This is a genomic window from Pseudomonas sp. WS 5010 (assembly GCF_012985565.1).
GTDB lineage: Bacteria > Pseudomonadota > Gammaproteobacteria > Pseudomonadales > Pseudomonadaceae > Aquipseudomonas.
In genome coordinates this window covers 1-19,878 of sequence record NZ_JAAQWQ010000004.1, presented here as the reverse complement: position 1 = coordinate 19,878, position 19,878 = coordinate 1, and the positions used below count along the sequence as shown (strand labels likewise).

17 protein-coding genes are annotated in these 19,878 nt (G+C 60.6%); 2 read left to right on the top strand and 15 right to left on the bottom strand.

Annotation, left to right across the window (positions count from 1 at the left end):
• Positions 1-44: 44 nt before the first annotated feature.
• From HBO11_RS13170 to HBO11_RS13100, 15 genes are all read right to left on the bottom strand, one after another.
• Entirely contained in the window at positions 45-1,076 is a 1,032-nt protein-coding gene (locus HBO11_RS13170; RefSeq protein ID WP_169954135.1) for a DUF5924 family protein, read from the bottom strand.
• 72 nt (positions 1,077-1,148) lie between these two features.
• The gene (locus HBO11_RS13165; RefSeq protein WP_169954136.1) at positions 1,149-2,531 is read right to left on the bottom strand and encodes a pitrilysin family protein; all 1,383 of its coding nucleotides are present in this window, start codon (positions 2,529-2,531) and stop codon (positions 1,149-1,151) included.
• A 146-nt stretch (positions 2,532-2,677) separates the two neighbouring features.
• The gene (locus HBO11_RS13160; protein ID WP_169954137.1) at positions 2,678-4,336 is read right to left on the bottom strand and encodes a Na/Pi cotransporter family protein; all 1,659 of its coding nucleotides are present in this window, start codon (positions 4,334-4,336) and stop codon (positions 2,678-2,680) included.
• A 208-nt stretch (positions 4,337-4,544) separates the two neighbouring features.
• Positions 4,545-5,312, bottom strand: a complete 768-nt coding sequence (locus HBO11_RS13155) for a TerC family protein (RefSeq protein ID WP_169954138.1) — start codon at positions 5,310-5,312, stop codon at positions 4,545-4,547.
• A gap of 64 nt (positions 5,313-5,376) precedes the next feature.
• Positions 5,377-6,684 (bottom strand): CitMHS family transporter, encoded by a 1,308-nt coding sequence (locus HBO11_RS13150; protein WP_169954139.1) that lies wholly within the window; start codon positions 6,682-6,684, stop codon positions 5,377-5,379.
• 459 nt (positions 6,685-7,143) lie between these two features.
• Positions 7,144-9,105 carry a DUF4105 domain-containing protein gene (locus HBO11_RS13145; RefSeq protein WP_169954140.1) on the bottom strand — a complete coding sequence of 654 codons (1,962 nt, stop codon included), beginning with the start codon at positions 9,103-9,105 and terminating at the stop codon, positions 7,144-7,146.
• Positions 9,102-9,422: a DUF2388 domain-containing protein gene (locus HBO11_RS13140; protein ID WP_029290409.1), complete on the bottom strand. Its 321-nt coding sequence runs from the start codon at positions 9,420-9,422 to the stop codon at positions 9,102-9,104. Before HBO11_RS13140 ends, HBO11_RS13145 begins: the two co-directional genes overlap by 4 nt.
• Positions 9,423-9,448: 26 nt before the next feature.
• Positions 9,449-9,757 carry a DUF2388 domain-containing protein gene (locus tag HBO11_RS13135; RefSeq protein ID WP_169954141.1) on the bottom strand — a complete coding sequence of 103 codons (309 nt, stop codon included), beginning with the start codon at positions 9,755-9,757 and terminating at the stop codon, positions 9,449-9,451.
• Positions 9,758-9,870: 113 nt separating this feature from the next.
• A complete protein-coding gene (locus HBO11_RS13130) occupies positions 9,871-10,191 on the bottom strand; it encodes a DUF2388 domain-containing protein (protein ID WP_169954142.1) in 321 nt (106 codons plus the stop codon).
• Between the two features lie 315 nt (positions 10,192-10,506).
• Positions 10,507-10,722, bottom strand: coding sequence for a DUF1127 domain-containing protein (locus tag HBO11_RS13125; RefSeq protein ID WP_007911656.1), 216 nt, complete (start codon positions 10,720-10,722; stop codon positions 10,507-10,509).
• A 318-nt stretch (positions 10,723-11,040) separates the two neighbouring features.
• Positions 11,041-12,534: an acetyl-CoA hydrolase/transferase family protein gene (locus tag HBO11_RS13120; RefSeq protein ID WP_169954143.1), complete on the bottom strand. Its 1,494-nt coding sequence runs from the start codon at positions 12,532-12,534 to the stop codon at positions 11,041-11,043.
• A gap of 180 nt (positions 12,535-12,714) precedes the next feature.
• Positions 12,715-14,151, bottom strand: coding sequence for an NAD(P)(+) transhydrogenase (Re/Si-specific) subunit beta (locus tag HBO11_RS13115; protein WP_169954144.1), 1,437 nt, complete (start codon positions 14,149-14,151; stop codon positions 12,715-12,717).
• Complete coding sequence (locus HBO11_RS13110; RefSeq protein WP_003233786.1) at positions 14,151-14,471, bottom strand: NAD(P) transhydrogenase subunit alpha; 321 nt, start codon at positions 14,469-14,471, stop codon at positions 14,151-14,153. Before HBO11_RS13110 ends, HBO11_RS13115 begins: the two co-directional genes overlap by 1 nt.
• Positions 14,472-14,486: 15 nt before the next feature.
• Positions 14,487-15,608, bottom strand: a complete 1,122-nt coding sequence (locus tag HBO11_RS13105) for a Re/Si-specific NAD(P)(+) transhydrogenase subunit alpha (protein WP_065942441.1) — start codon at positions 15,606-15,608, stop codon at positions 14,487-14,489.
• A 449-nt stretch (positions 15,609-16,057) separates the two neighbouring features.
• Positions 16,058-16,957: a LysR family transcriptional regulator gene (locus HBO11_RS13100; RefSeq protein ID WP_169954145.1), complete on the bottom strand. Its 900-nt coding sequence runs from the start codon at positions 16,955-16,957 to the stop codon at positions 16,058-16,060.
• Positions 16,958-17,114: 157 nt separating this feature from the next.
• Here HBO11_RS13100 and HBO11_RS13095 point away from each other — a divergent pair, with 157 nt between their 5' ends.
• Positions 17,115-18,296, top strand: coding sequence for an acyl-CoA dehydrogenase (locus HBO11_RS13095; protein WP_169954146.1), 1,182 nt, complete (start codon positions 17,115-17,117; stop codon positions 18,294-18,296).
• A gap of 13 nt (positions 18,297-18,309) precedes the next feature.
• Entirely contained in the window at positions 18,310-19,530 is a 1,221-nt protein-coding gene (locus HBO11_RS13090) for a CaiB/BaiF CoA-transferase family protein (protein ID WP_169954147.1), read from the top strand.
• The last annotated feature ends 348 nt before the right edge of the window (positions 19,531-19,878 follow it).

The following is a 19,878-nucleotide window of genomic DNA, read 5'->3' as shown; positions in this document are numbered from 1 at the left end:
TTGTTTGGCTATTCCACAATTGCTATGTAATAGCACGATCCGTCCTACTTTGGCGTGTCCGTTTGCGCTGTGTCAGTGACTTTAAAGCGCAACACGCCGATCACCTGGCCGTCTTCGGTCAGCACCCGTACTTGCCAGCGGCCCACGGCATTCGCCGGGAAGTTCTGCTTGTGGGTCCAGGCCCGGTAGCCTTCCTTGCGCCCGCCGTGGATATCCAGGGCGATGCGGTCGACTTCTTTGCCGTTGAACTGCCATACATGGTAGATGCGCTCGTCCAGCCCGCGCGGTGCGTTGATGGCGGTGTAGGCGTACAGGCCGCTGCTGCGCAGTTGGCTGGCGCTGACTTCCTTGAGGTCATCGCCGGGGGTGCGGTCCTGCAATTGGGTACTGATCGCCACTTCGGTCATCCACAGCGTGGCCGGCGGTACCCAGCTGCGTAGGAACCAGCCTGCGCAACCAATCGCCGCCGTCACGCCCAGCAGCATCAGCCAACCCTTGACGCTGCGCAGCGGCAGGCTCACGGCCAAGCTGGGGATCGACAGGGCCATCGCCACCCCCAGCGCCAGTTTGTAACTCTCGGCGGTGGTCAGGTGCAGGATGATCGGCAGCGCGGTGAGCAAGGCGGCAAACAGGGTCAGGGTGTGCAGCGCCAGAAACAGCGAGCGCTTGGGCGCCAGCCATTTGTAGTAAAGCGGGTCGGTGATCGAGACGAGCGCGGCGGCGCCCAGCAAACCGGTGAAAATCGCCTGGCTGCTGTTCCAGGTGGTGGTGACGAAAAAGAACGGCAGGACAAAGAACAGGCTTTCCTGGTGGATCATCTGGGTGGCGTAGCGCAGCAGCGGTTCGGGGATTTCCCGCTTGAAGACCTTGCTGAACAGCTGGGTGAAGCTGTTTTCGAGCATCAGCCACAGCCAGCTCACCAGCATGATGATCGCGATCCAGCTGGCCATGCCTTGCTGGCGGTCCACCAGGATAAAGCTGCCCACCCCCGAGATAAAACCGCCGAGTGCGATCACCCCTGGGTAGCGCTTCATCAGTTCGAGGATGCGCTGTATGAAATGGGTCAGGTATGGCATTCGGCGGTTCGCAGTCTTTGTAGGAAAAAATCCCAGACAGAATAACGTCTTAGCCCGTTGATAGGCGTGTCATTACACAATTGCTTTGCGATAACGGCGCAGCCCGATCAGCCCAATGGCGATCAGCCCCAGCATGCCTGCGGCGCCCCAGCCCAGGGCGTCGTAACTGAGCAGCGGCTTTTCAATGCGCCAGTAGCCTTGTTGGTTGAACAGCTGGCGCATGGCCTGGTTGGTTTGCGCCAGGCTCACGGCCTTGATGCGCTTGGCCGGGTCGCTGAAGCGCCCGTCGGCGTAGTCGGCCAAGGCGCTCCAATAGTAGTCGGCCAGCGCGCTATTGCCTTGCACGGCCCAGGCCTGGCGGTCGATGGCGGCTTGTTGCAGGCGGCGAAAGGTGGCCGGGTCGAGGCCATCCTCAAGCAGCCTGGCCTTGAGGTTCTCTAGGACGTGTTCGGCCTCGGGCAGGCTCTCGCGGTCGAGGTCGGCATTCAGGCTCATGAAACCCACGCCGCCCAGCACTTCGCGCTCGCTCCACGGGCCGTAGGACAGGCCATGCTGCAGGCGCAACTGGCGATACAACGCCCAATCCAGGTAATCCTTGAGCAGGTCGTAGGTGGCATCGTGCTGGTCGTCCAGCATCGGCTCGGGGAACAGCCAGTGCAGCTTGGCGCCATCGCCGACCCAGCCCCGGATCAGGTCACGATGGATCGCTGCGGCGCCAAGGGTTTGCGGCAAGGCCCGGTGTTCGGTGGGGTCCACCGGTTCGAGCTGGCCATAGGTGCGTTCCAGGTAGGCCGGTAGCAGTTTGTCGAGGTCGCCGACGATGATCAGGGTCATGTTGTTGGGGGCGTACCAGTCCTGGCGTACCTTTTCCAACTGGGCGCGGGTCAGGTGCTCGACCTCGGCGCGCTCGGCGCATTTGAGGCCCAGCTCCACCGCCAGTTGATTGCTGGCGTTGTGCCCCAAATCCTGGCGATCCAGCAGGCGTTGCAGGTGCGAATAGTGGCCACCGTCTTCGCGCTCGACCACTTGCTTGGCGGCGTTGATCGCCGCGTCGCTCAGTTCGGTACGGGTCAGGATCGCCTTCAGCAGGTCCAGCACCTTGCGCTGGTTACGTGCCGGGGCCTCGATGACGAAGGTGGTGTCGGCATTGCTGGTGTAGGCGTTCCACTCCCCGCCCAGGGCCTGCATCTGTTCTTCCAGCACACCTTCGCCGCCGCCATCGATGCCGCTGAACAGCAGGTGTTCGAGCAGGTGCGGCAGTTCCTTGTCGGCGCAGCTGAAGTCGTCCAGGCCTACGCCGACCACCAGGCGGATCGCTACGTGCCCGCGCTCGGTGCCCGGCTTGAGCAGCAATTGCAGGCCGTTGGGCAACATATAGCCTTCGACCTGCAAGCGATCAAAGGCAAAGGCGTGGGCCGAGCCTATGAGCAGGCAGGCGAATAACAGGCGACGCATAACGGGGTTCCTGGCGGGTGATGACTTTGTGAGCAGCCAGTGTGTCAGGCACGTATTCGTCTGCTGACACACCGCTATCGCGGGCAAGCCCGCTCCCACATTGGTTGGGCGGTGTTTTTAACTGACTCCCCGGGCGTGCGGTTCGTTCAGGGCGAATGGGTGATGTCGGCAATATTGTCCGTGGCCAGCGCGCCGGTCTCGGAGGTTTCCAACACTACATAAGCACTGCTGCAAAACAACGAGTTCAGGCGTTTCATGTCGGCAATCAGCTCCAGGTGCAGGGAACTGGTCTCGATGCTTTGCACGATCTTGCGTTGCAGGCGGCTGACATGGGCGTGGGCCAGGCGCCGTTCCTGGGCGCGGAAGCGGCGCTTCTCGCGCAGCAATTGGCGGGCGCTTTCCGGGTCGGCGCTGAGGAACACCGACAGGCCCAGGCGCAGGTTGGCGATCAACTGGCTGTGCAGGCCGGCCAGTTCTTCCAGCCCGACTTCGGAAAACGAGCGGCGCTGGGAGGTTTTCTGCTGCTGGACCTTGCGCAGCATGCGCTCGATCAAGTCGCCGGCCAGCTTCAGGTTGATCGATAGCTCGATGATCTCGGCCCAGCGCCGGCTGTCGTGCTCACTCAGGTCTTCCCGGGGCATTTGCGCCAGGTACAGTTTGATCGCGCTGTAGAGCGCTTCGACATCATCGCTGAGGCTGCGCATTTCCTGGGTGATCGCGGTCTGTTTGCCGCGTAGCACTTCCAGCATGGCGGTCAGCATGTTGTCGATCAGGTCGCCCAGGCGCAGGGTCTCCCGCGCCGCGTTGGCCAGGGCCAGGCTTGGGGTGGTCAGCGCCGTGGGGTCAAGATGGCGGGGTTTGGCCAGGCCATTGGCCTCCGGGCGCTCCGGCAGCAGCCAGGCACACAGGCGCGCCATGGGGCCGATGGTGGGCAGCAGGATCAGGCAGCGGGTGACGTTGTAGAGCAGGTGAAAGGTGATGACCATGCCCTGGGCGCTGTAGTCCAGGGTGTCCATCCACAGCACCAACGGGTCAAGGACGGGGATGATCAGCAGCAGGCCAATCAGCTTGTACAGCAGGCTGCCCAGGGCCACCTGGCGCCCGGCGGCGTTTTGCATGCTGGTGCTGAGGAAGGCCAGTACGCCGCTGCCGATATTGGCGCCGATCACCAGGCCAATGGCCACATGCAGGCCAATCACCCCGGCGCCGGCCAGGGTTGCGGTCAGCAGCACGGCGGCCAGGCTGGAGTAGGAAATCATCGCAAACAACGCGCCCACCAGGGCATCGAGCAGGATGTCGCCGGTCAGCGAGGCGAACAGCACCTTGACGCCCTGGGCATGGGTAATCGGCCCGGCGGCTTCGACGATCAGTTGCAGGGCGAGAATGATCAGGCCCAGGCCGATACCCACCCGGCCCATTTGCCCGGCGCGCGTCTGTTTGCGCGACAGGAAGAAGATCACCCCGAGAAAGATCAACAGCGGCGACAGCCATGACAGATCCAGGGTCAGCACCCGCGCCATCAGCGCCGTACCGACATCGGCGCCGAGCATGGTTGCCAGGGCGGGCGTGAGGCCCATCAGGCCCTGGCCGACAAACGAGGTCACCAGCATCGCCGTGGCGTTGCTGCTCTGCACCATGGCGGTCACCAGGATCCCGGCAATGAACGCCAGCCAGCGCCTGGCCATGTTCTGCCCGATGACCTGGCGCAGGTTGGAGCCGTAGACCCGCAGGATGCCGGTACGGACGATATGCGTGCCCCAGATCAACAGGGTCACTGCAGAAAGAAGATTGAGCAGGGTCAGCATGCTCGGCCCCCTGTATTGAGTCGTGCTCCAATGGAGCAAAAAGTGCCGCGTGCCGTTTTGTAGTGTGTACTTAAGCTGTAGTTGGCGAACGGCCTGTGCGCCAGCATCGCATAGCTAAAGACGGCTTTGAAACAAAACTGTCATGAAATCAGCTTTTTGCGGGCGAAAAAAAGGGGCCCGCAAGGGCCCCCGTTTTGGTCATCTCGGGTTATTGACCCGGAATGTCCTTGCGCAGTTTCACTGGATCCTGCTGCTTTTTCTTCTTCGCGATGGCGGTACGCATCTTGATGTTGATGGCCTCGACCGCGAGGGAGAACGCCATGGCGAAGTACACGTAGCCTTTTGGCACATGCACATCGAAGGATTCGGCGATCAACACGGTACCCACGATCAACAGGAACGACAGCGCGAGCATTTTCAGCGACGGGTGCTTGTCGATGAACTCGCTGATGGTGCCGGCGGCCAGCATCATCACCAGTACGGCAACGACGATCGCGGCGACCATGACCGGTACGTGGGAAACCATGCCCACGGCGGTAATCACCGAGTCCAGGGAGAACACGATATCGATGATCGCGATCTGGATGATGGTGTAGATGAACTTGCCACCCTTGCCTTTCGGCTCTTCGTGGGTTTCGTCTTCACCTTCCAGGGCGTGGTACATCTCCTGGGAGCTTTTCCATAGCAGGAACAGGCCACCGAAGAACAGGATCAGGTCACGACCGGAAATACCCTGGCCCAATACCACGAACAGGTCGGCGGTCAGTTGCATCACCCAGGTGATCGACAGCAGCAGCAGGATCCGCGTGACCATGGCCAGGGCCAGGCCGAAGATCCGGGTGCGCGCCTGCATATGCTTGGGCATGCGGCTGACCAGGATCGAAATCATGATGATGTTATCGATGCCCAGGACGATCTCGAGTGCCGTCAAGGTGAAGAAGGCAATCCAGATCTCCGGATTGGTCAGCCATTCCATATGTGTTCCTTTGTGCGAGTGTTAGACCGCGCCGGGGTAAGGCCGGCGCAGTGGGTTGTTACGATTATAGAGTGCTGAACAGCGGGAATGTGCCCAACAACAATGCGGCGATCATTATGCACAGGCATACCAATACTGCCCACTTCAGGGTGAAGCGCTGGTGGTCGCCAAATTCGATACCGGCCAGGGCTACCAGCAGGTAAGTCGAAGGTACCAGCGGGCTGAGCAAGTGTACCGGTTGGCCAACAATCGAGGCGCGGCCCATTTCTGCGGCGGTGATGCCGTAGTGGCTGGCGGCTTCGGCCAGCACCGGCAGTACGCCGTAGTAGAACGCATCGTTGGACATGAAGAAGGTGAACGGCATGCTCACCAGCGCGGTGATCACCGCCAGGTACGGGCCCAGGGCTTCCGGGATGACCGCCAGCAGGCTCTTGGACATGGCATCGACCATGCCGGTGCCCGACAGGATCCCGGTGAAGATACCGGCGGCGAAAATCAGGCCAACCACTGCCAGCACGCTGCCCGAGTGGGCCGCAACGCGGTCTTTCTGCTGTTGCAGGCACGGGTAGTTGACGATCATCGCGATACTGAAGGCCACCATGAACAGCACTGGCAGCGGGAGCAGACCGGCGATCAGGGTGCACATCAGGACCAGGGTCAGGGCGCCGTTGAACCAGATCAGTTTCGGGCGACGGGCATCCGGGAACTGCGAGACGCTGATTTCGCTATGGTCGATTTCATCGCCTTGCAGGTGCAACACGCCCAGGCGAGCGCGTTCACGCAGGCCGTACATATAGGCAATCACCAGGATGGCCACTACGCCGGCGGCCATGGCCGGGATCATCGGTACGAAGATGTCCGAGGGATCCACGTGCAGCGCACTGGCGGCGCGGGCGGTCGGGCCGCCCCAGGGCGTCATGTTCATCACGCCGCCGGCGAGGATGATCAGGCCGGCCATGATCCGTGGGCTCATGCCAATGCGATTGTACAAAGGCAGCATGGCGGCCACGCAGATCATATAGGTAGTGGCGCCGTCACCGTCCAGGGACACCACCAGCGCCAGCACGGCCGTACCGACCGAGACTTTCAGCGGGTCGCCCTTGACCAGCTTGAGGATTTTGCGCACGGCCGGGTCGAACAGGCCGGAGTCGATCATCAAGGCAAAGTAGAGGATGGCAAACATCAGCATCACGCCGGTGGGCGCCAGCTTGGTGATGCCTTCGAGCATCATCGGGCCGATCTTCGGTGCAAAGCCACCGAACAGCGCGAACAGGATCGGCACGATGATCAGGGCGATCAGCGCCGAAAGGCGCTTGGTCATGATCAGGAACATGAACGTGATGACCATGGCAAAGCCAAGGAAAGTCAGCATAGGAATACTCCAGGCGTAGCGCGGCTAGGGAATGGCGAACCGGGTGGGGTCAGCGCAGAACGAAAAGCGCGAGGCGTACGGGGGGAGTGGGGAAAAACAGGCGGGTACGAGCGGACATCAGAATCACCATTGTTGTTGTTAATTGGGCCCCTGGGCATAAAAACGCTCAGGTTGGCCAACCGGTCTATTGCCGGTAGTGAGGGCGATCCTAATCGCGAAAGCTTTCAGCCAGCTTTCGCTGGGTAAACAGGTGATGAACAGATGTTTCGTAGGATTGGTCTGATTTTGATGTCTGTAAGGGCGCTATCGCGGGCAAGCCCTAATACCCGTCAGTTAAGCGCAGATCCCTGTGGGAGCGGGCTTGCTCGCGAAAGCAGTGGGTCAGTCAACCTCAATGTTTGCTGGGCCGACGTCTTCGCGGCGATGCGGCGATCCGACAAGCCCGCGATGCTTTTGATCTTAAGGCAGTTGCAGGCCGCCGGCCGCCTTGTGCAAGGCCCGCAGATGCTCGCCCACCTGCTTGAGATTGGCCTCGCAGGCGGCAATTTCCGCAGCCCGCGAAGGCTCCAGCAGCGCCCTCACCTCTTTATCCAGGTCGCCGGTCAACGATTGCAGCTGCTTCTGGCGCGATGCGCTTTCTGATTCCAGGCGCTGCCATTCCTTGGGCTGGGGCAATCCATAACCGCTGCTGCCGAGCAGCTCCGCCGGGCGGCTGAGGAAGCCGCTGTTGGCGAGGATCTGCTGCAACGTCGCATCGGCCTTGGCCATGCCGCCGTTCTTCAGCTCGCGGGCACCGAGGTAGCGTTGCTTGACCTCGTCCTGGGCGAGCATCAGTTGTTTGCGAAAGCTCGCCTGTTCCAGCAGCAGCAAGGCGGCGCTGGTGCGCAGGTCAGCCTGGTCGAACCAGGTCCTGCGTTGCTCGGCGCTCAAGGCCAGCCAGTCTTCGACCTGGGTCTGGGGGATCGGCAGGTGTTTTTTCAGCACCTCGAACATCGCCTGGTAGCGCTCGCGGAAGGAGTCGAAGTGATAACCCAGGCGCAAGGCTTCGCGGCGGTCATCCAGCACACTGGTGTCGGCCAGCCCGCGGGCCTTGAGCACTTCGAGCAAACCGTTGGGGGTGATGTTGTCCAGGGTGGTCAGTTGCGGGTTGGCGCTGCCGCTGCGCAGCAGTTTCAGGCCTTCGACCGCGCAGTTGTTGGAGAGGAAGTAGTAATTGCCGTCGTAGCTCCAGTGCATTTCGGCGGCGTGTTCGACGGTGTCGTTGATCTCTTGGCGCGTGAGGATCAAGGGCACGGACGCCAGGCCCCGCAGTTCGGTCTTGGTGTACTCGTCGATGACCTGGGCCAGGGGCAGGACAAACAGGCGTGAAGGGTACTTGCCCACCAGCCCGTCCCAGCTCGATAGCTGCACGTCGCCCACGAATGCGCGGTAGGACAACACCAGGTGCTGGTCCAGGTCCAGGCGGCAATCCGGGCCACGGGGGCGGCCCGGCGCGCAGATCACCAGGCGCAGCATGCTGTGGCCCCAGCGGCTCACCAGGTTCTGGTTGGCTTCGGCCAGCAGATAGTCGATGGCATACACGCGCTCGGGATCGACCTGGCCCAGGGGCGTCTTGGCAAAGTCGTTGCCGGCGTTGAGGAAGGCGAAGGTGTTGGCGCACGCGTCCTTGGCGGGCGGGGCCCAGCCGAAGTGTTGCTGGTAGTAACGGTACAGCGCGGGCCGGCGGCAGGCGTAGCTCGGGTCGAGGAGGAAGTACTCCATGTTGACCGCGACGAACTCCTTGGGGTTGGTGATTTCGTACAGGTCCGGACTGCGCGCCACTTGCCGGTTGTGTTGCTCGCGCTCGCCACGGCGGCCGACGTATTGCGGCCAGCCGGCCAGGTCGAGCAAGCGCGGGTCGTCGCTGAGGGTGAAGCGCCGGTCATTCTGGCCACGGCATTGATCGGGCAGGCCGATCAGGCCGGTGATGTTGTTCTGGCGGCTGCAGCGTTGGATCAACGAGCGCTGGTCCTTGGGCCACAGGCGCGCGCGGTCGTAGATGTGGGTCAGTTCATGCAAGACGGTGGCGAGCAGCTCCCGGCGCACGGTGCCGTGGGGTCGCTGGGTCTGCTGGGTGGCGGCGGTACCGTCGGTGAGGCTGGCCAGTAGCCTGCGGTTGAGGTCCAGTTCGGACACCAGCGACGCCTGGCCATAAGCGTTGGCGGGCATGTCGTCGGTCCAGCCAACGTCGATGCGCCGGTCCAGTTGCTCGATGAAGCGCGGCGGCAGCGCCTGCATCGCTTCATCAAGCAATGCCTGGCTGGCCTGCTGCTGGGCTGGGCTCAAGCCGTCGGTCTTGAGCCGTAGTTGCAGGCTGGCCTGGGCGGCGTTGCCGGCCAGCAGCACCGTCGCAGCCAATAGCCAGGCGGTGAGGCGCCTCACAATGCGAGGATGGCTTCGGCGAGGACCTGGTCGCTGGCGTCGCGGGCTTCGGGCACGCGAGTTCGCAGGGTGTCGAAGGCGGCTTCCAGTTGCGCGCCACGGATATCGCCATTGCTGGCGACAAAGCTGGCGGCGTCATCGTGGGCTGCACGCACGACTTTGGAGTCACGGATAGAGGTGGTGGTGTCCGAGGTGAAATCAATGGTGCGGCCAAAGGCACGAACAATGATGTTACTGGTGGCCACGAGAGTTTGTGCCTGGGCGATATCTGCCAGCAAGAACAGGCCGAGAGCAGCTGCGATCAACGGGCGACGCATGGAATGACTCCAAAGGGTAAAGATGATTATTGGACGAGAATTGCCTGGGCCAGTTCAAGGTCACTGGACTTAAGTTTTGGCTGGGTGCGACGCAGGTAATCCAGTGCACTTTCCAGCCGGGCGCCCCGCCATTGGCCGTCAGTGGCAATAAACGCAGCAGCGTCATCCTGGGCTGCCAGTATCAATTTACGATCGAACGGCGCCGAGGTCACTTTGCTGGTGGCATAGGCGCTGGCGACGAGGCCTTGTGTGGACAGATCAAAGGCCTGGACCGGCCCGGCCCCGCACACTGCAAGCACTGTGGGAACAATCAACAAACGGTATGAAAAAGCCATGGGACTCGACAACTGAAAACGAGCGCCAAGGCTAGCGTAATGCCCGGGCGAGAGCCAGCGCGGGTACTTCTATGCAGGAGCCGGCAAGTCGGCTCCTGCAAAACAGGCCTGGCTCAGATGGCCAGGATTGCCTGGGCCAGTTGCACATCAGTAGCGGCATTGAGTTGTGGCGCCTGTTGGCGGATCTGCGCCAGGGCGCTTTCCAGCTTCACGCCACGGATCACGCCTTCGCTGGCGACGAAGCTGGCAGCATCGTCACGGGCAGCGCGCACGACTTTGTTGTCGCGCAGCGAAGATGTGGCATCGGAGCTGGCGTCGGAAGTGGCTTTGAGAGCGCCCACAATCGAGTCGGTGGTCACGATCAGGCTGGTGGCGCTGGCATTGGCGGCGACGGCAAGCAGGGCTGCAGCGCTCAGCAAACGAAGACGGGACATGGGGTGACTCCTGTGTATGAGACGAACTAATGACGCGATAGTAGCTGGCGCCTATCTGTTCGGGTAGTGCGCAGTTGGAAGTGGTGGCTCACGGAGGTTATTTGACCGGTACAAATCAGCCAGTGCGTAATTGTACTGGTTAATTGTTATGTTTTTTAAACTGTACCTGTCCAGGCATCGAGGATGGCTTCTACGCTATTTTTTCGTCCTCCCAGAAACAACAAAACCCGCCGCCGGTTACCCGGGGCGGGCTTTGCTACAACAATTCGGGGTGCTGGCGGTGGACCCGGTAGGTCAGGGCCAGCGGGCGCTAAATCAGCGCCAGAACGGCTTGCTCAGCTCTTCGTAGCGTTGAGCTTCGCTGATCCCGGCATCGGCCAGCAGACGCGAATCCAGACGAGCCAGTTGATGGCGGCTGGAGATGCGGCGCTGCCACAACATCAGGTTGGCGATAACGCGCAGAGGCAGGGAAGCCTGGGTGTTTACAGCTTTATCTTCGAAGAACAGTTCGGAACTGAGTGTACGTTCCATGATGACATCCTTCCGCTTGTGGCGGGATTAGGTAGTGGTTTAACTGATGCCAATGATCCTCCTCCGGCGCAAGACTCTCTAGATACAGTTCACCTGTATTGTGAGGGGCCAGTTAACTGTTTATAGCGGCTGTACTGTACGGAAATGGGGCAACTGTACCTGTTAGCACTTATTTGGTGCGTTTTAGGCGTTTTGGAAAGGATTTGTAGGGTTTTGCGGTAGGAAATGACCGGTACAGCAGTACAGTTTTTTTCAAAAGTACCGCGCTCAGTTCCGGGTGAATGCAACTGTGCTTGCACCCACCCGGATCTGTATTGATCAGTCTTTGAGCATGTGCCCGGTTTCTTCCAGGTTGATGTGCCAGCTCAAGGCTTCGCGCAGGATGTGCGGGGTGTGCCCGCCGATGGCGCAGGCGGCGGTGTAGTAGTTGTTGAGGGCGTCACGGTAGTCCGGGTGCACGCAGTTATCGATGATCACCCGTGCCCGCTCCCGTGGCGCCAGGCCGCGCAGGTCGGCCAGGCCGATCTCGGTCACGAGGATGTCGACGTCATGCTCGGTATGGTCGACATGGCTGACCATCGGCACCACGCTGGAAATCGCCCCGCCCTTGGCAATGGACTTGGTGACAAAGATCGCCAGGTGCGCGTTGCGGGCGAAATCTCCCGAGCCGCCAATGCCGTTCATCATCCGCGTACCACACACGTGGGTGGAGTTGACGTTGCCGTAGATATCGAACTCCAGCGCGGTGTTGATGCCGATGATGCCCAGGCGGCGCACCACTTCCGGGTGGTTGGAGATTTCCTGCGGGCGCAGCACCAGCTTGTCTTTGTAGCGCTCCAGGTTGCCGAACACGTCGGCATTGCGCCGCTCTGACAAGGTGATCGAGCTGCCGGAAGCAAAGCTCAGCTTGCCGGCGTCGATCAGGTCGAAGGTCGAGTCCTGGAGGACTTCGGAGTACATGGTCAGGTCTTCGAACGGCGACTCGATCAACCCGCACATCACCGCGTTGGCGATATTGCCGATGCCGGCCTGCAACGGGCCGAGCTTGTTGGTCATGCGTCCGGCATCCACTTCCTGCTTGAGGAAGTTGATCAGGTGATTGGCGATCCCCTGGGTGTCGCTGTCGGGCGGGGTCACGGTGGAGGCGGAGTCGGCCTGGTTGGTGATGACGATGGCGACGATCTTCTCGGGCGGGATCGGGATCGCGGTGCTGCCGATGCGATCATCCACCTTGACCAGTGGGATCGGGGTGCGGGTCGGGCGGTAGGTCGGGATATAGATGTCGTGCAGGCCTTCCAGATTCGGGTTGTGCGCCAGGTTGATCTCGATGATCACCTGCTTGGCAAAAATCGCGAAGCTGGCCGAGTTGCCCACGGAGGTGGTGGGCACGATGTGGCCTTGCTCGGTGATGGCCACAGCTTCAATCACCGCGATGTCCGGCAGCTTGAGCTGGTTGTTGCGCAGCTGTTCGACGGTTTCCGATAGATGCTGGTCGATAAACATCACTTCGCCGGCATTGATCGCCTTGCGCAGGGTGCTATCGACCTGAAATGGCATGCGGCGCGACAGCACGCCGGCTTCGGTCAGTTGCTTGTCCAGGTCGTTGCCCAGGCTGGCGCCGGTCATCAGGGTGATTTTCAGGGGCGAGGTCTTGGCACGTTCGGCCAGGGCGTGGGGCACGGCCTTGGCTTCACCGGCGCGGGTAAAGCCGCTCATGCCGACGGTCATGCCGTCCTCGATCAGGGCGGCAGCATCGGCGGCGCTCATGACCTTGTTCAACAGCGAAGGCAAGCGGATACGATCACGGTACATGGATTGTTATCTCGGGCAACGGAGGCAAGGTGGGCAGTCTAGTGATTTCAAAGGCGTTCGTCCCGCTACCATGGTCGAATGCCAGCTGGCGATTTAGAGCCTTTGGTCGGGTTTTTCCCGTTAATAAAAAACCCCAGCCTACGGGAGGCCGGGGTTTGGGGTATTGCGCTGGAGCAGTGTTTATTCGACGGCCTTGACCATGTCTTCGATGACCTTCTTCGCGTCGCCGAAGACCATCATGGTCTTGTCCAGGTAGAACAATTCGTTATCCAGGCCGGCGTAACCGCTGGCCATCGAGCGCTTGTTGACGATGATCGTCTTCGCCTTGAAGGCTTCGAGAATCGGCATGCCGGCGATCGGCGATTTCGGATCGTTCTTGGCGGCCGGGTTGACCACGTCGTTGGCGCCCAGCACCAGCACCACGTCGGCCTGGCCGAACTCGGAGTTGATGTCTTCCATCTCGAACACCTGGTCGTAAGGCACCTCGGCCTCGGCCAGCAGCACGTTCATGTGGCCAGGCATGCGGCCGGCGACCGGGTGGATCGCGTATTTCACGGTGACGCCGCGATGGGTCAGCTTCTCGGTCAGCTCTTTAAGGGCGTGTTGCGCCCGCGCGACCGCCAGGCCATAGCCTGGGACGATGATCACGGTGTCGGCGTTGGTCAGCAGGAAAGTGGCGTCGTCGGCCGAACCGGACTTCACCGGGCGCGCTTCTTTCGAACCGGCCGGCCCTGCCGCATCCGGCGTATTGCCGAAACCGCCGAGCAGCACGTTGAAGAACGAGCGGTTCATCGCCTTGCACATGATGTACGAGAGGATCGCACCGCTCGAACCCACCAGGGAGCCGGCAATGATCAGCATCGAGTTGTTCAGCGAGAAGCCGATGCCCGCCGCAGCCCAGCCGGAGTAGCTGTTGAGCATCGAGACAACCACCGGCATGTCGGCGCCGCCAATCGGGATGATGATCAGCACGCCCAGCACGAAGGCCAGGGCCAGCATCAGGGCGAAGGCACTGAGGTTGCCGGTGAACATAAACACCAGGCCCAGGCCCAGGGTGGCCAGGCCCAGCACCAGGTTCAACTTGTGCTGGCCGCCAAACTGTACCGGTGCGCCCTGGAACAGGCGGAACTCGTACTTGCCCGACAGCTTGCCGAAGGCAATGACCGAACCGGAGAAGGTAATGGCACCAATGGCTGCGCCGAGGAACAGCTCCAGGCGGTTGCCCGCAGGAATCGCGTCACCCAGTTGCTTGACGATCCCCAGGGATTGCGGCTCGACCACCGCCGCGATGGCGATAAACACCGCCGCCAGGCCGATCATGCTGTGCATGAAGGCTACCAGTTCGGGCATCTTGGTCATTTCTACGCGCTTGGCCATGATCGAACCGGCGGTGCCGCCGATCAGCAGGCCGACAATCACGTAGCCGATACCGGCAGTGGCCAGCTCCGCACCGAGCTTATAGATGAGGCCCACGGTGGTGAGTACCGCCAGCGCCATGCCGAGCATGCCGAACAGGTTGCCGCGTCGGGACGTGGTGGGGTGCGACAGGCCCTTGAGGGCCTGGATGAAGCAGATCGACGCGATCAGGTAGAGCGTCGTCACGAGGTTCATGCTCATTACTTCTGCACCTCTTCTTTAGCCTTGGGCGCTTTCTTCTTGAACATCTCAAGCATCCTACGGGTAACCAGGAAACCGCCGAACACGTTGACGGCAGCCAGGGCCACGGCCAGGGTGCCCATGGTCTTGCCCAGCGGGGTAACGGTGAGTGCGGCGGCGAGCATGGCGCCAACGATCACAATCGCCGAAATTGCGTTGGTCACGGCCATCAGCGGCGTGTGCAGCGCGGGGGTGACGTTCCAGACCACGTGGTAACCGACATAAATCGCCAGCACGAAGATGATCAGGTTGTAGATACCGGGGGAGATAAGCTCTTCCATCGTCTGAATCCCTGCTTAGGCGTTTTTGCGGATGACTTGGCCGTCGCGGCACATCAGGCACGCGGCGACGATGTCGTCTTCGAGGTTGATTTCAAACTGCCCTTCCTTGGTGAAGACCAGCTTCAGGAAGTCCAGCAGGTTGCGCGCATACAGGGCCGAAGCATCGGCAGCGACCGCGCCGGCAAGGTTGGTCGGGCCACAGATGGTCACGCCGTTTTCCACCACCACCTGGTCGGCGACGGTCAGTGGGCAGTTGCCACCCTGGGCGGCGGCCAGGTCGATCACTACGGAGCCTGGCTTCATCTGGGCGACGGTTTCGGCGCTCAGCAGCGTCGGGGCCTTGCGACCCGGAATCAGGGCGGTGGTGATGACGATATCGGCCTGCTTGGCGCGCTCATGCACGGCAAGAGCCTGGCGCTGCATCCAGCTGGTGGGCATGGGGCGGGCGTAGCCGCCGACACCGACGGCGCATTCGCGCTCTTCATCGGTCTCGTAGGGCACGTCGACGAACTTGGCACCGAGGGACTCGATCTGCTCCTTCACGGCCGGGCGTACGTCGGACGCTTCGATGACGGCACCCAGGCGTTTCGCCGTAGCGATGGCTTGCAGGCCGGCAACACCGGCGCCGAGGATCAGCACGCGAGCGGCTTTCACCGTACCGGCGGCGGTCATCAGCATTGGCATGAAGCGCGGGTAGTGATGGGCCGCCAGCAACACTGCCTTGTAGCCGGCAATGTTGGCCTGGGACGACAGCACATCCAGGCTCTGCGCACGGGAGGTACGCGGCGCGGCCTCCAGGGCGAAGGCAGTGATGCCATGTTCGGCCAGTTGGGTGATGGTTTCGTTGCTGAACGGATTGAGCATGCCCACCAACACGGTGCCGCTTTTAATCAGCGTCAGCTCGCTGTCGCTGGGGGCGACCACCTTGAGAATCAGCTCGGCGCCAAACGCATCGCTGGCACTGCCAATGGTTGCGCCTGCCGTTTCATAGGCACTGTCGACGACGCTGGCTTTGATGCCTGCACCGCTTTGTACAGTGACCTTATGGCCCTGGCCGATCAGCTTCTTGATGGTTTCCGGGGTTGCAGCAACCCGCGTTTCACCGGTCTGGGTTTCGAGAGGAACACCAATGTGCACGTCAAATCTCCTGCATGATCTTTTTGCTTTTGATTTTTGTAAAAAGGCCAGTGCACCGCGAGTGGCGCAACTGGGGCGGCCGATCAGCACGACCCCGCTGAAATGACAGCAGGGCGCGGCATTTTGCAGGCGAACTTTACGGCCTTCAAGGGATTATGACGGGTGACGAAAAATTAACTACAAGTCACCCTGTGACTGATTGTCGCAATGTGCCGGAATAACCTCTTGGAATACAGGTGTTTAAAGGGTTATCGCGGGAAAAGTCGATTTACCCAATTGTCGACATGAATAACCGATCATTGCCCCCGAATACCCGCTGTAGGGCTTGCAGCTATTGGCTTGCAGAGGGTTTTACGGTCGAACGGTACAGTCTGTCAAAAGGCGACATATACGTATATCTGTAGGTCTCAAAATTACCTGACTACAAGGTCAATAACTTGCCTGGGCCTCTAGAATTGATGGCTGTAGCGCTGTGCCTGATCAATCAGCCAGTCTCGAAAGGCGTGCAGTGATGCAGATTCGACCTTTCTTTCGGGAATCATCAGGTAATAGGCTTTGCTGCTGGTCAGCGCCTGCGGGTTGGCAATCACCAGTTGTTTCTCGCTCAGTTCCCGCTGAATAAGGAACGGTGGGATCAAGGCAATCCCCATGTCATGCATGGCCGCCTGGGACAGCATGGAGAATAGCTCGTAGCGCGGGCCTGTCATGTCCCGGGGGATATTCAGTTGTTGGGCGTTGAACCATTGGCGCCAGGCGTAGGGTCGCGTGGTTTGCTGCAGCAGTGGCAGTTCGGCGATTTCCTCTGCGCGAAAGTGCGTGCGGTTTTGCAGCAAGCGCGGGCTGCAGACGGGGACTGGATTTTCGCCCATCAGCCGATGAGATTCGGTGCCCGACCAGTCGGCATCGCCGAAATACACAGCGGCATCGAACTCGGTATCGGCAAACAGGAACGGGCGGGTACGGTTGGTCAGGTTCACTGTGACTTCGGGGTGTTGCTGCTGGAAATCCTTCAGGCGCGGGATCAGCCACTGCGTGCCGAACGTGGGCACTACCGCCAGCTCAATCACATTGGCGCCCTGCTGGCCCATCACTGACAGGGTGTCACGCTCCACGGCATCCAATTGCGTCGCCACTCGCCGGCTATAGGAAAGCCCGGCTTCGGTGAGCTTTACCCCGCGTCGCGAGCGCCGAAACAGCTCGACACTCAAAAACTCCTCAAGGCTGGCGATCTGTCGGCAGATCGCGCCCTGGGTGATGGAAAGTTCTTGCGCGGCCTTGGTGAAGCTTTCGTGGCGGGCTGCTGCTTCAAAGCTGACCAGGGCCGTGGTGCTGGGGATCTTTCTGCGCATGTACCGTACTCTCACTAATAAAAGGCTGTTGCGCCTTTCTCAATCGTTACGGAGTGAGAAATTAGCACAAGGCTATGCAAAAACCTCGTTTGCCCTCCTCGCCTACCCGGCCTAGGCTGCATGCACGACTTTTGATTTACTTCGCGAGGACTCACTCATGGGCGGTAAGGCAAGCTTCAACTGGATCGATCCACTGCTGCTGGATCAACAGCTCACTGAAGAAGAGCGCATGGTGCGCGACAGTGCCGAGCAATTTGCCCAGGACAAGCTGGCGCCGCGCGTGCTTGAAGCCTTCCGTCATGAAAAGACCGACCCTGCGATTTTCCGTGAAATGGGCGAGACCGGCCTGCTCGGCGCCATGATTCCTGAGCAGTACGGTGGCAGTGGCTTGAACTATGTCAGCTACGGCTTGATTGCCCGGGAAGTGGAGCGTGTCGATTCCGGCTATCGCTCGATGATGAGCGTGCAGTCTTCACTGGTGATGGTGCCGATCAATGAGTTCGGCACTGAAGCGCAAAAGCAGAAGTACCTGCCCAAGCTGGCCTCGGGTGAGTGGATTGGTTGCTTTGGCCTGACCGAGCCCAACCATGGTTCGGACCCGGGCGCGATGATTACCCGCGCACGCAAGGTGGATGGCGGCTACAGCCTTACCGGCAGCAAGATGTGGATCACCAACAGCCCGATTGCCGATGTGTTTGTGATCTGGGGCAAGGACGACGCCGGCGACATCCGTGGTTTTGTCCTGGAGAAGGGCTGGAAAGGCCTGAGTGCGCCGGCGATTCACGGCAAGGTCGGCCTGCGTGCGTCTATCACCGGTGAAATCGTCATGGACAACGTCTTCGTTCCTGAAGAAAACATCTTTCCCGATGTGCGTGGCTTGAAAGGCCCTTTCACCTGCTTGAACTCGGCCCGCTACGGCATTTCATGGGGGGCCTTGGGGGCTGCGGAGTTCTGCTGGCACACGGCGCGCCAGTACACCCTGGATCGCCAACAGTTCGGGCGCCCACTGGCTGCCACGCAGTTGATCCAGAAAAAACTCGCTGATATGCAGACCGAGATCACCCTCGCCTTGCAAGGCTGTCTGCGCCTGGGGCGGATGAAGGATGAGGGAACGGCCGCCGTGGAGATCACTTCGATCATGAAGCGCAACTCCTGCGGCAAGTCCCTGGATATCGCCCGCATGGCTCGCGACATGCTCGGTGGCAATGGCATCTCCGATGAGTTCGGGATTGCCCGGCACCTGGTCAACCTGGAAGTGGTGAATACCTACGAAGGCACGCATGACGTCCATGCGCTCATCCTCGGGCGCGCCCAGACCGGTATCCAGGCGTTCTATTAATAGGAGTGTGACCATGGGCGCGCTATCGCATCTGCGGGTGCTGGATTTGTCACGGGTGCTGGCGGGGCCTTGGGCCGGGCAGATTCTTGCTGATCTCGGCGCTGAGGTGATCAAGGTCGAACGACCTGGCAGTGGTGACGATACCCGCGCCTGGGGCCCGCCCTTCCTCAAGGATGCCTATGGTGAAAACACCAGTGAGGCGTCCTACTACTTATCGGCCAATCGTAATAAGGAGTCGGTGACTATCGACTTCACGCGGCCGGAGGGGCAGAAGCTGGTCCGGGACCTGGCGGCGAAGTCGGATATCTTGATCGAGAACTTCAAGGTGGGCGGCTTGGCGGCGTATGGCCTGGACTATGAGTCGCTCAAGGAACTCAATCCGCAGCTGATCTATTGCTCTATCACGGGGTTTGGCCAGACTGGGCCGTATGCGGCGCGCGCTGGCTATGACTTCATGATTCAGGGCCTGGGCGGTCTGATGAGCCTGACGGGGCGTCCCGAGGGTGATGAGGGCGAAGGCCCGGTCAAGGTAGGTGTGGCCCTGACCGATATTTTGACCGGACTTTACTCAGCCGTGGCGATTCTGGCGGCCATGGCGCACCGCGACCATGATGGCGGCGGCCAGCATATTGATATGGCGTTGCTGGATGTCCAGGTTGCCTGCCTGGCCAACCAGGCGATGAATTACCTGACGACGGGGGTAGCGCCCAAGCGGCTGGGTAATGCGCATCCGAATATCGTGCCGTATCAGGACTTTCCCACGGCAGATGGCGATTTCATCCTGACCGTGGGTAATGACGGCCAGTTCCGCAAGTTTGCCCAGGTCGCCGGGCAGCCGCAGTGGGCTGATGATCCACGGTTTGCTACTAATAAGCTGCGGGTGGCCAATCGGGCGGTGCTCATTCCATTGATTCGCCAGGCAACGGTGTTCAAGACCACGGCCGAGTGGGTGGCCCAGCTGGAGCAGGTGGGTGTGCCGTGTGGGCCGATCAATGACCTGGCGCAGGTGTTTGCGGATCCGCAGGTGCAGGCGCGTGGGTTGGCTATAGAGTTGCCGCACCCGTTGGCGGGCAAGGTGCCGCAGGTGGGGAGTCCTATTCGGCTGTCCAAGACGCCCGTGGAGTATCGCAGTGCGCCGCCGCTCCTGGGCGAGCATACGGCTCAAGTACTCAGCCAGGTGCTGGGGTTGGGAGCGGCTCATGTGGCGGCTTTAAAGGCGGCGGGAGTTATATGAGGTGTGTCTTCTATATAGAAGGGGTTCTACATGGCAGGAGTTGGTTGTTTTTTAATCGATCGTAACTAATTGATAGAAAAGCAAAATCAAGGGTTGACGGCAGATCCTGGAAGTCTATAATTCGCCCCACTTCCGGCGCAGTCGAAACGGAAAACTCCTTGGTAAACAAAGAGTTATGTGGTTTTCGGCAGCGGGTTGCTTCAGTTCATCGGAGCCAAAAAGAAGTTGAAAAAGAGGTGTTGACAGCAGCGTGTAACGCTGTAGAATTCGCCTCCCGCTGACGAGAGATCGAAAGCGCAAGTGGTTGAAGTTGTTGAGGAAAACCTCGAAAGCTTCTGAAAATAATCA

Bases quoted from the DNA above. Each gene is read 5' to 3' on its own strand.
- HBO11_RS13140 (WP_029290409.1), bottom strand. From the start codon at position 9,422: ATGCGTCGCCCGTTGATCGCAGCTGCTCTCGGCCTGTTCTTGCTGGCA.
- HBO11_RS13115 (WP_169954144.1), bottom strand. From the start codon at position 14,151: ATGAGCATGAACCTCGTGACGACGCTCTACCTGATCGCGTCGATCTGC.
- HBO11_RS13095 (WP_169954146.1), top strand. From the start codon at position 17,115: ATGGGCGGTAAGGCAAGCTTCAACTGGATCGATCCACTGCTGCTGGAT.
- HBO11_RS13110 (WP_003233786.1), bottom strand. From the start codon at position 14,471: ATGGAAGAGCTTATCTCCCCCGGTATCTACAACCTGATCATCTTCGTG.
- HBO11_RS13090 (WP_169954147.1), top strand. From the start codon at position 18,310: ATGGGCGCGCTATCGCATCTGCGGGTGCTGGATTTGTCACGGGTGCTG.
- HBO11_RS13100 (WP_169954145.1), bottom strand. From the start codon at position 16,957: ATGCGCAGAAAGATCCCCAGCACCACGGCCCTGGTCAGCTTTGAAGCA.
- HBO11_RS13130 (WP_169954142.1), bottom strand. From the start codon at position 10,191: ATGTCCCGTCTTCGTTTGCTGAGCGCTGCAGCCCTGCTTGCCGTCGCC.
- HBO11_RS13165 (WP_169954136.1), bottom strand. From the start codon at position 2,531: ATGCGTCGCCTGTTATTCGCCTGCCTGCTCATAGGCTCGGCCCACGCC.
- HBO11_RS13160 (WP_169954137.1), bottom strand. From the start codon at position 4,336: ATGCTGACCCTGCTCAATCTTCTTTCTGCAGTGACCCTGTTGATCTGG.
- HBO11_RS13155 (WP_169954138.1), bottom strand. From the start codon at position 5,312: ATGGAATGGCTGACCAATCCGGAGATCTGGATTGCCTTCTTCACCTTG.
- HBO11_RS13170 (WP_169954135.1), bottom strand. From the start codon at position 1,076: ATGCCATACCTGACCCATTTCATACAGCGCATCCTCGAACTGATGAAG.
- HBO11_RS13125 (WP_007911656.1), bottom strand. From the start codon at position 10,722: ATGGAACGTACACTCAGTTCCGAACTGTTCTTCGAAGATAAAGCTGTA.
- HBO11_RS13120 (WP_169954143.1), bottom strand. From the start codon at position 12,534: ATGTACCGTGATCGTATCCGCTTGCCTTCGCTGTTGAACAAGGTCATG.
- HBO11_RS13135 (WP_169954141.1), bottom strand. From the start codon at position 9,757: ATGGCTTTTTCATACCGTTTGTTGATTGTTCCCACAGTGCTTGCAGTG.
- HBO11_RS13150 (WP_169954139.1), bottom strand. From the start codon at position 6,684: ATGCTGACTTTCCTTGGCTTTGCCATGGTCATCACGTTCATGTTCCTG.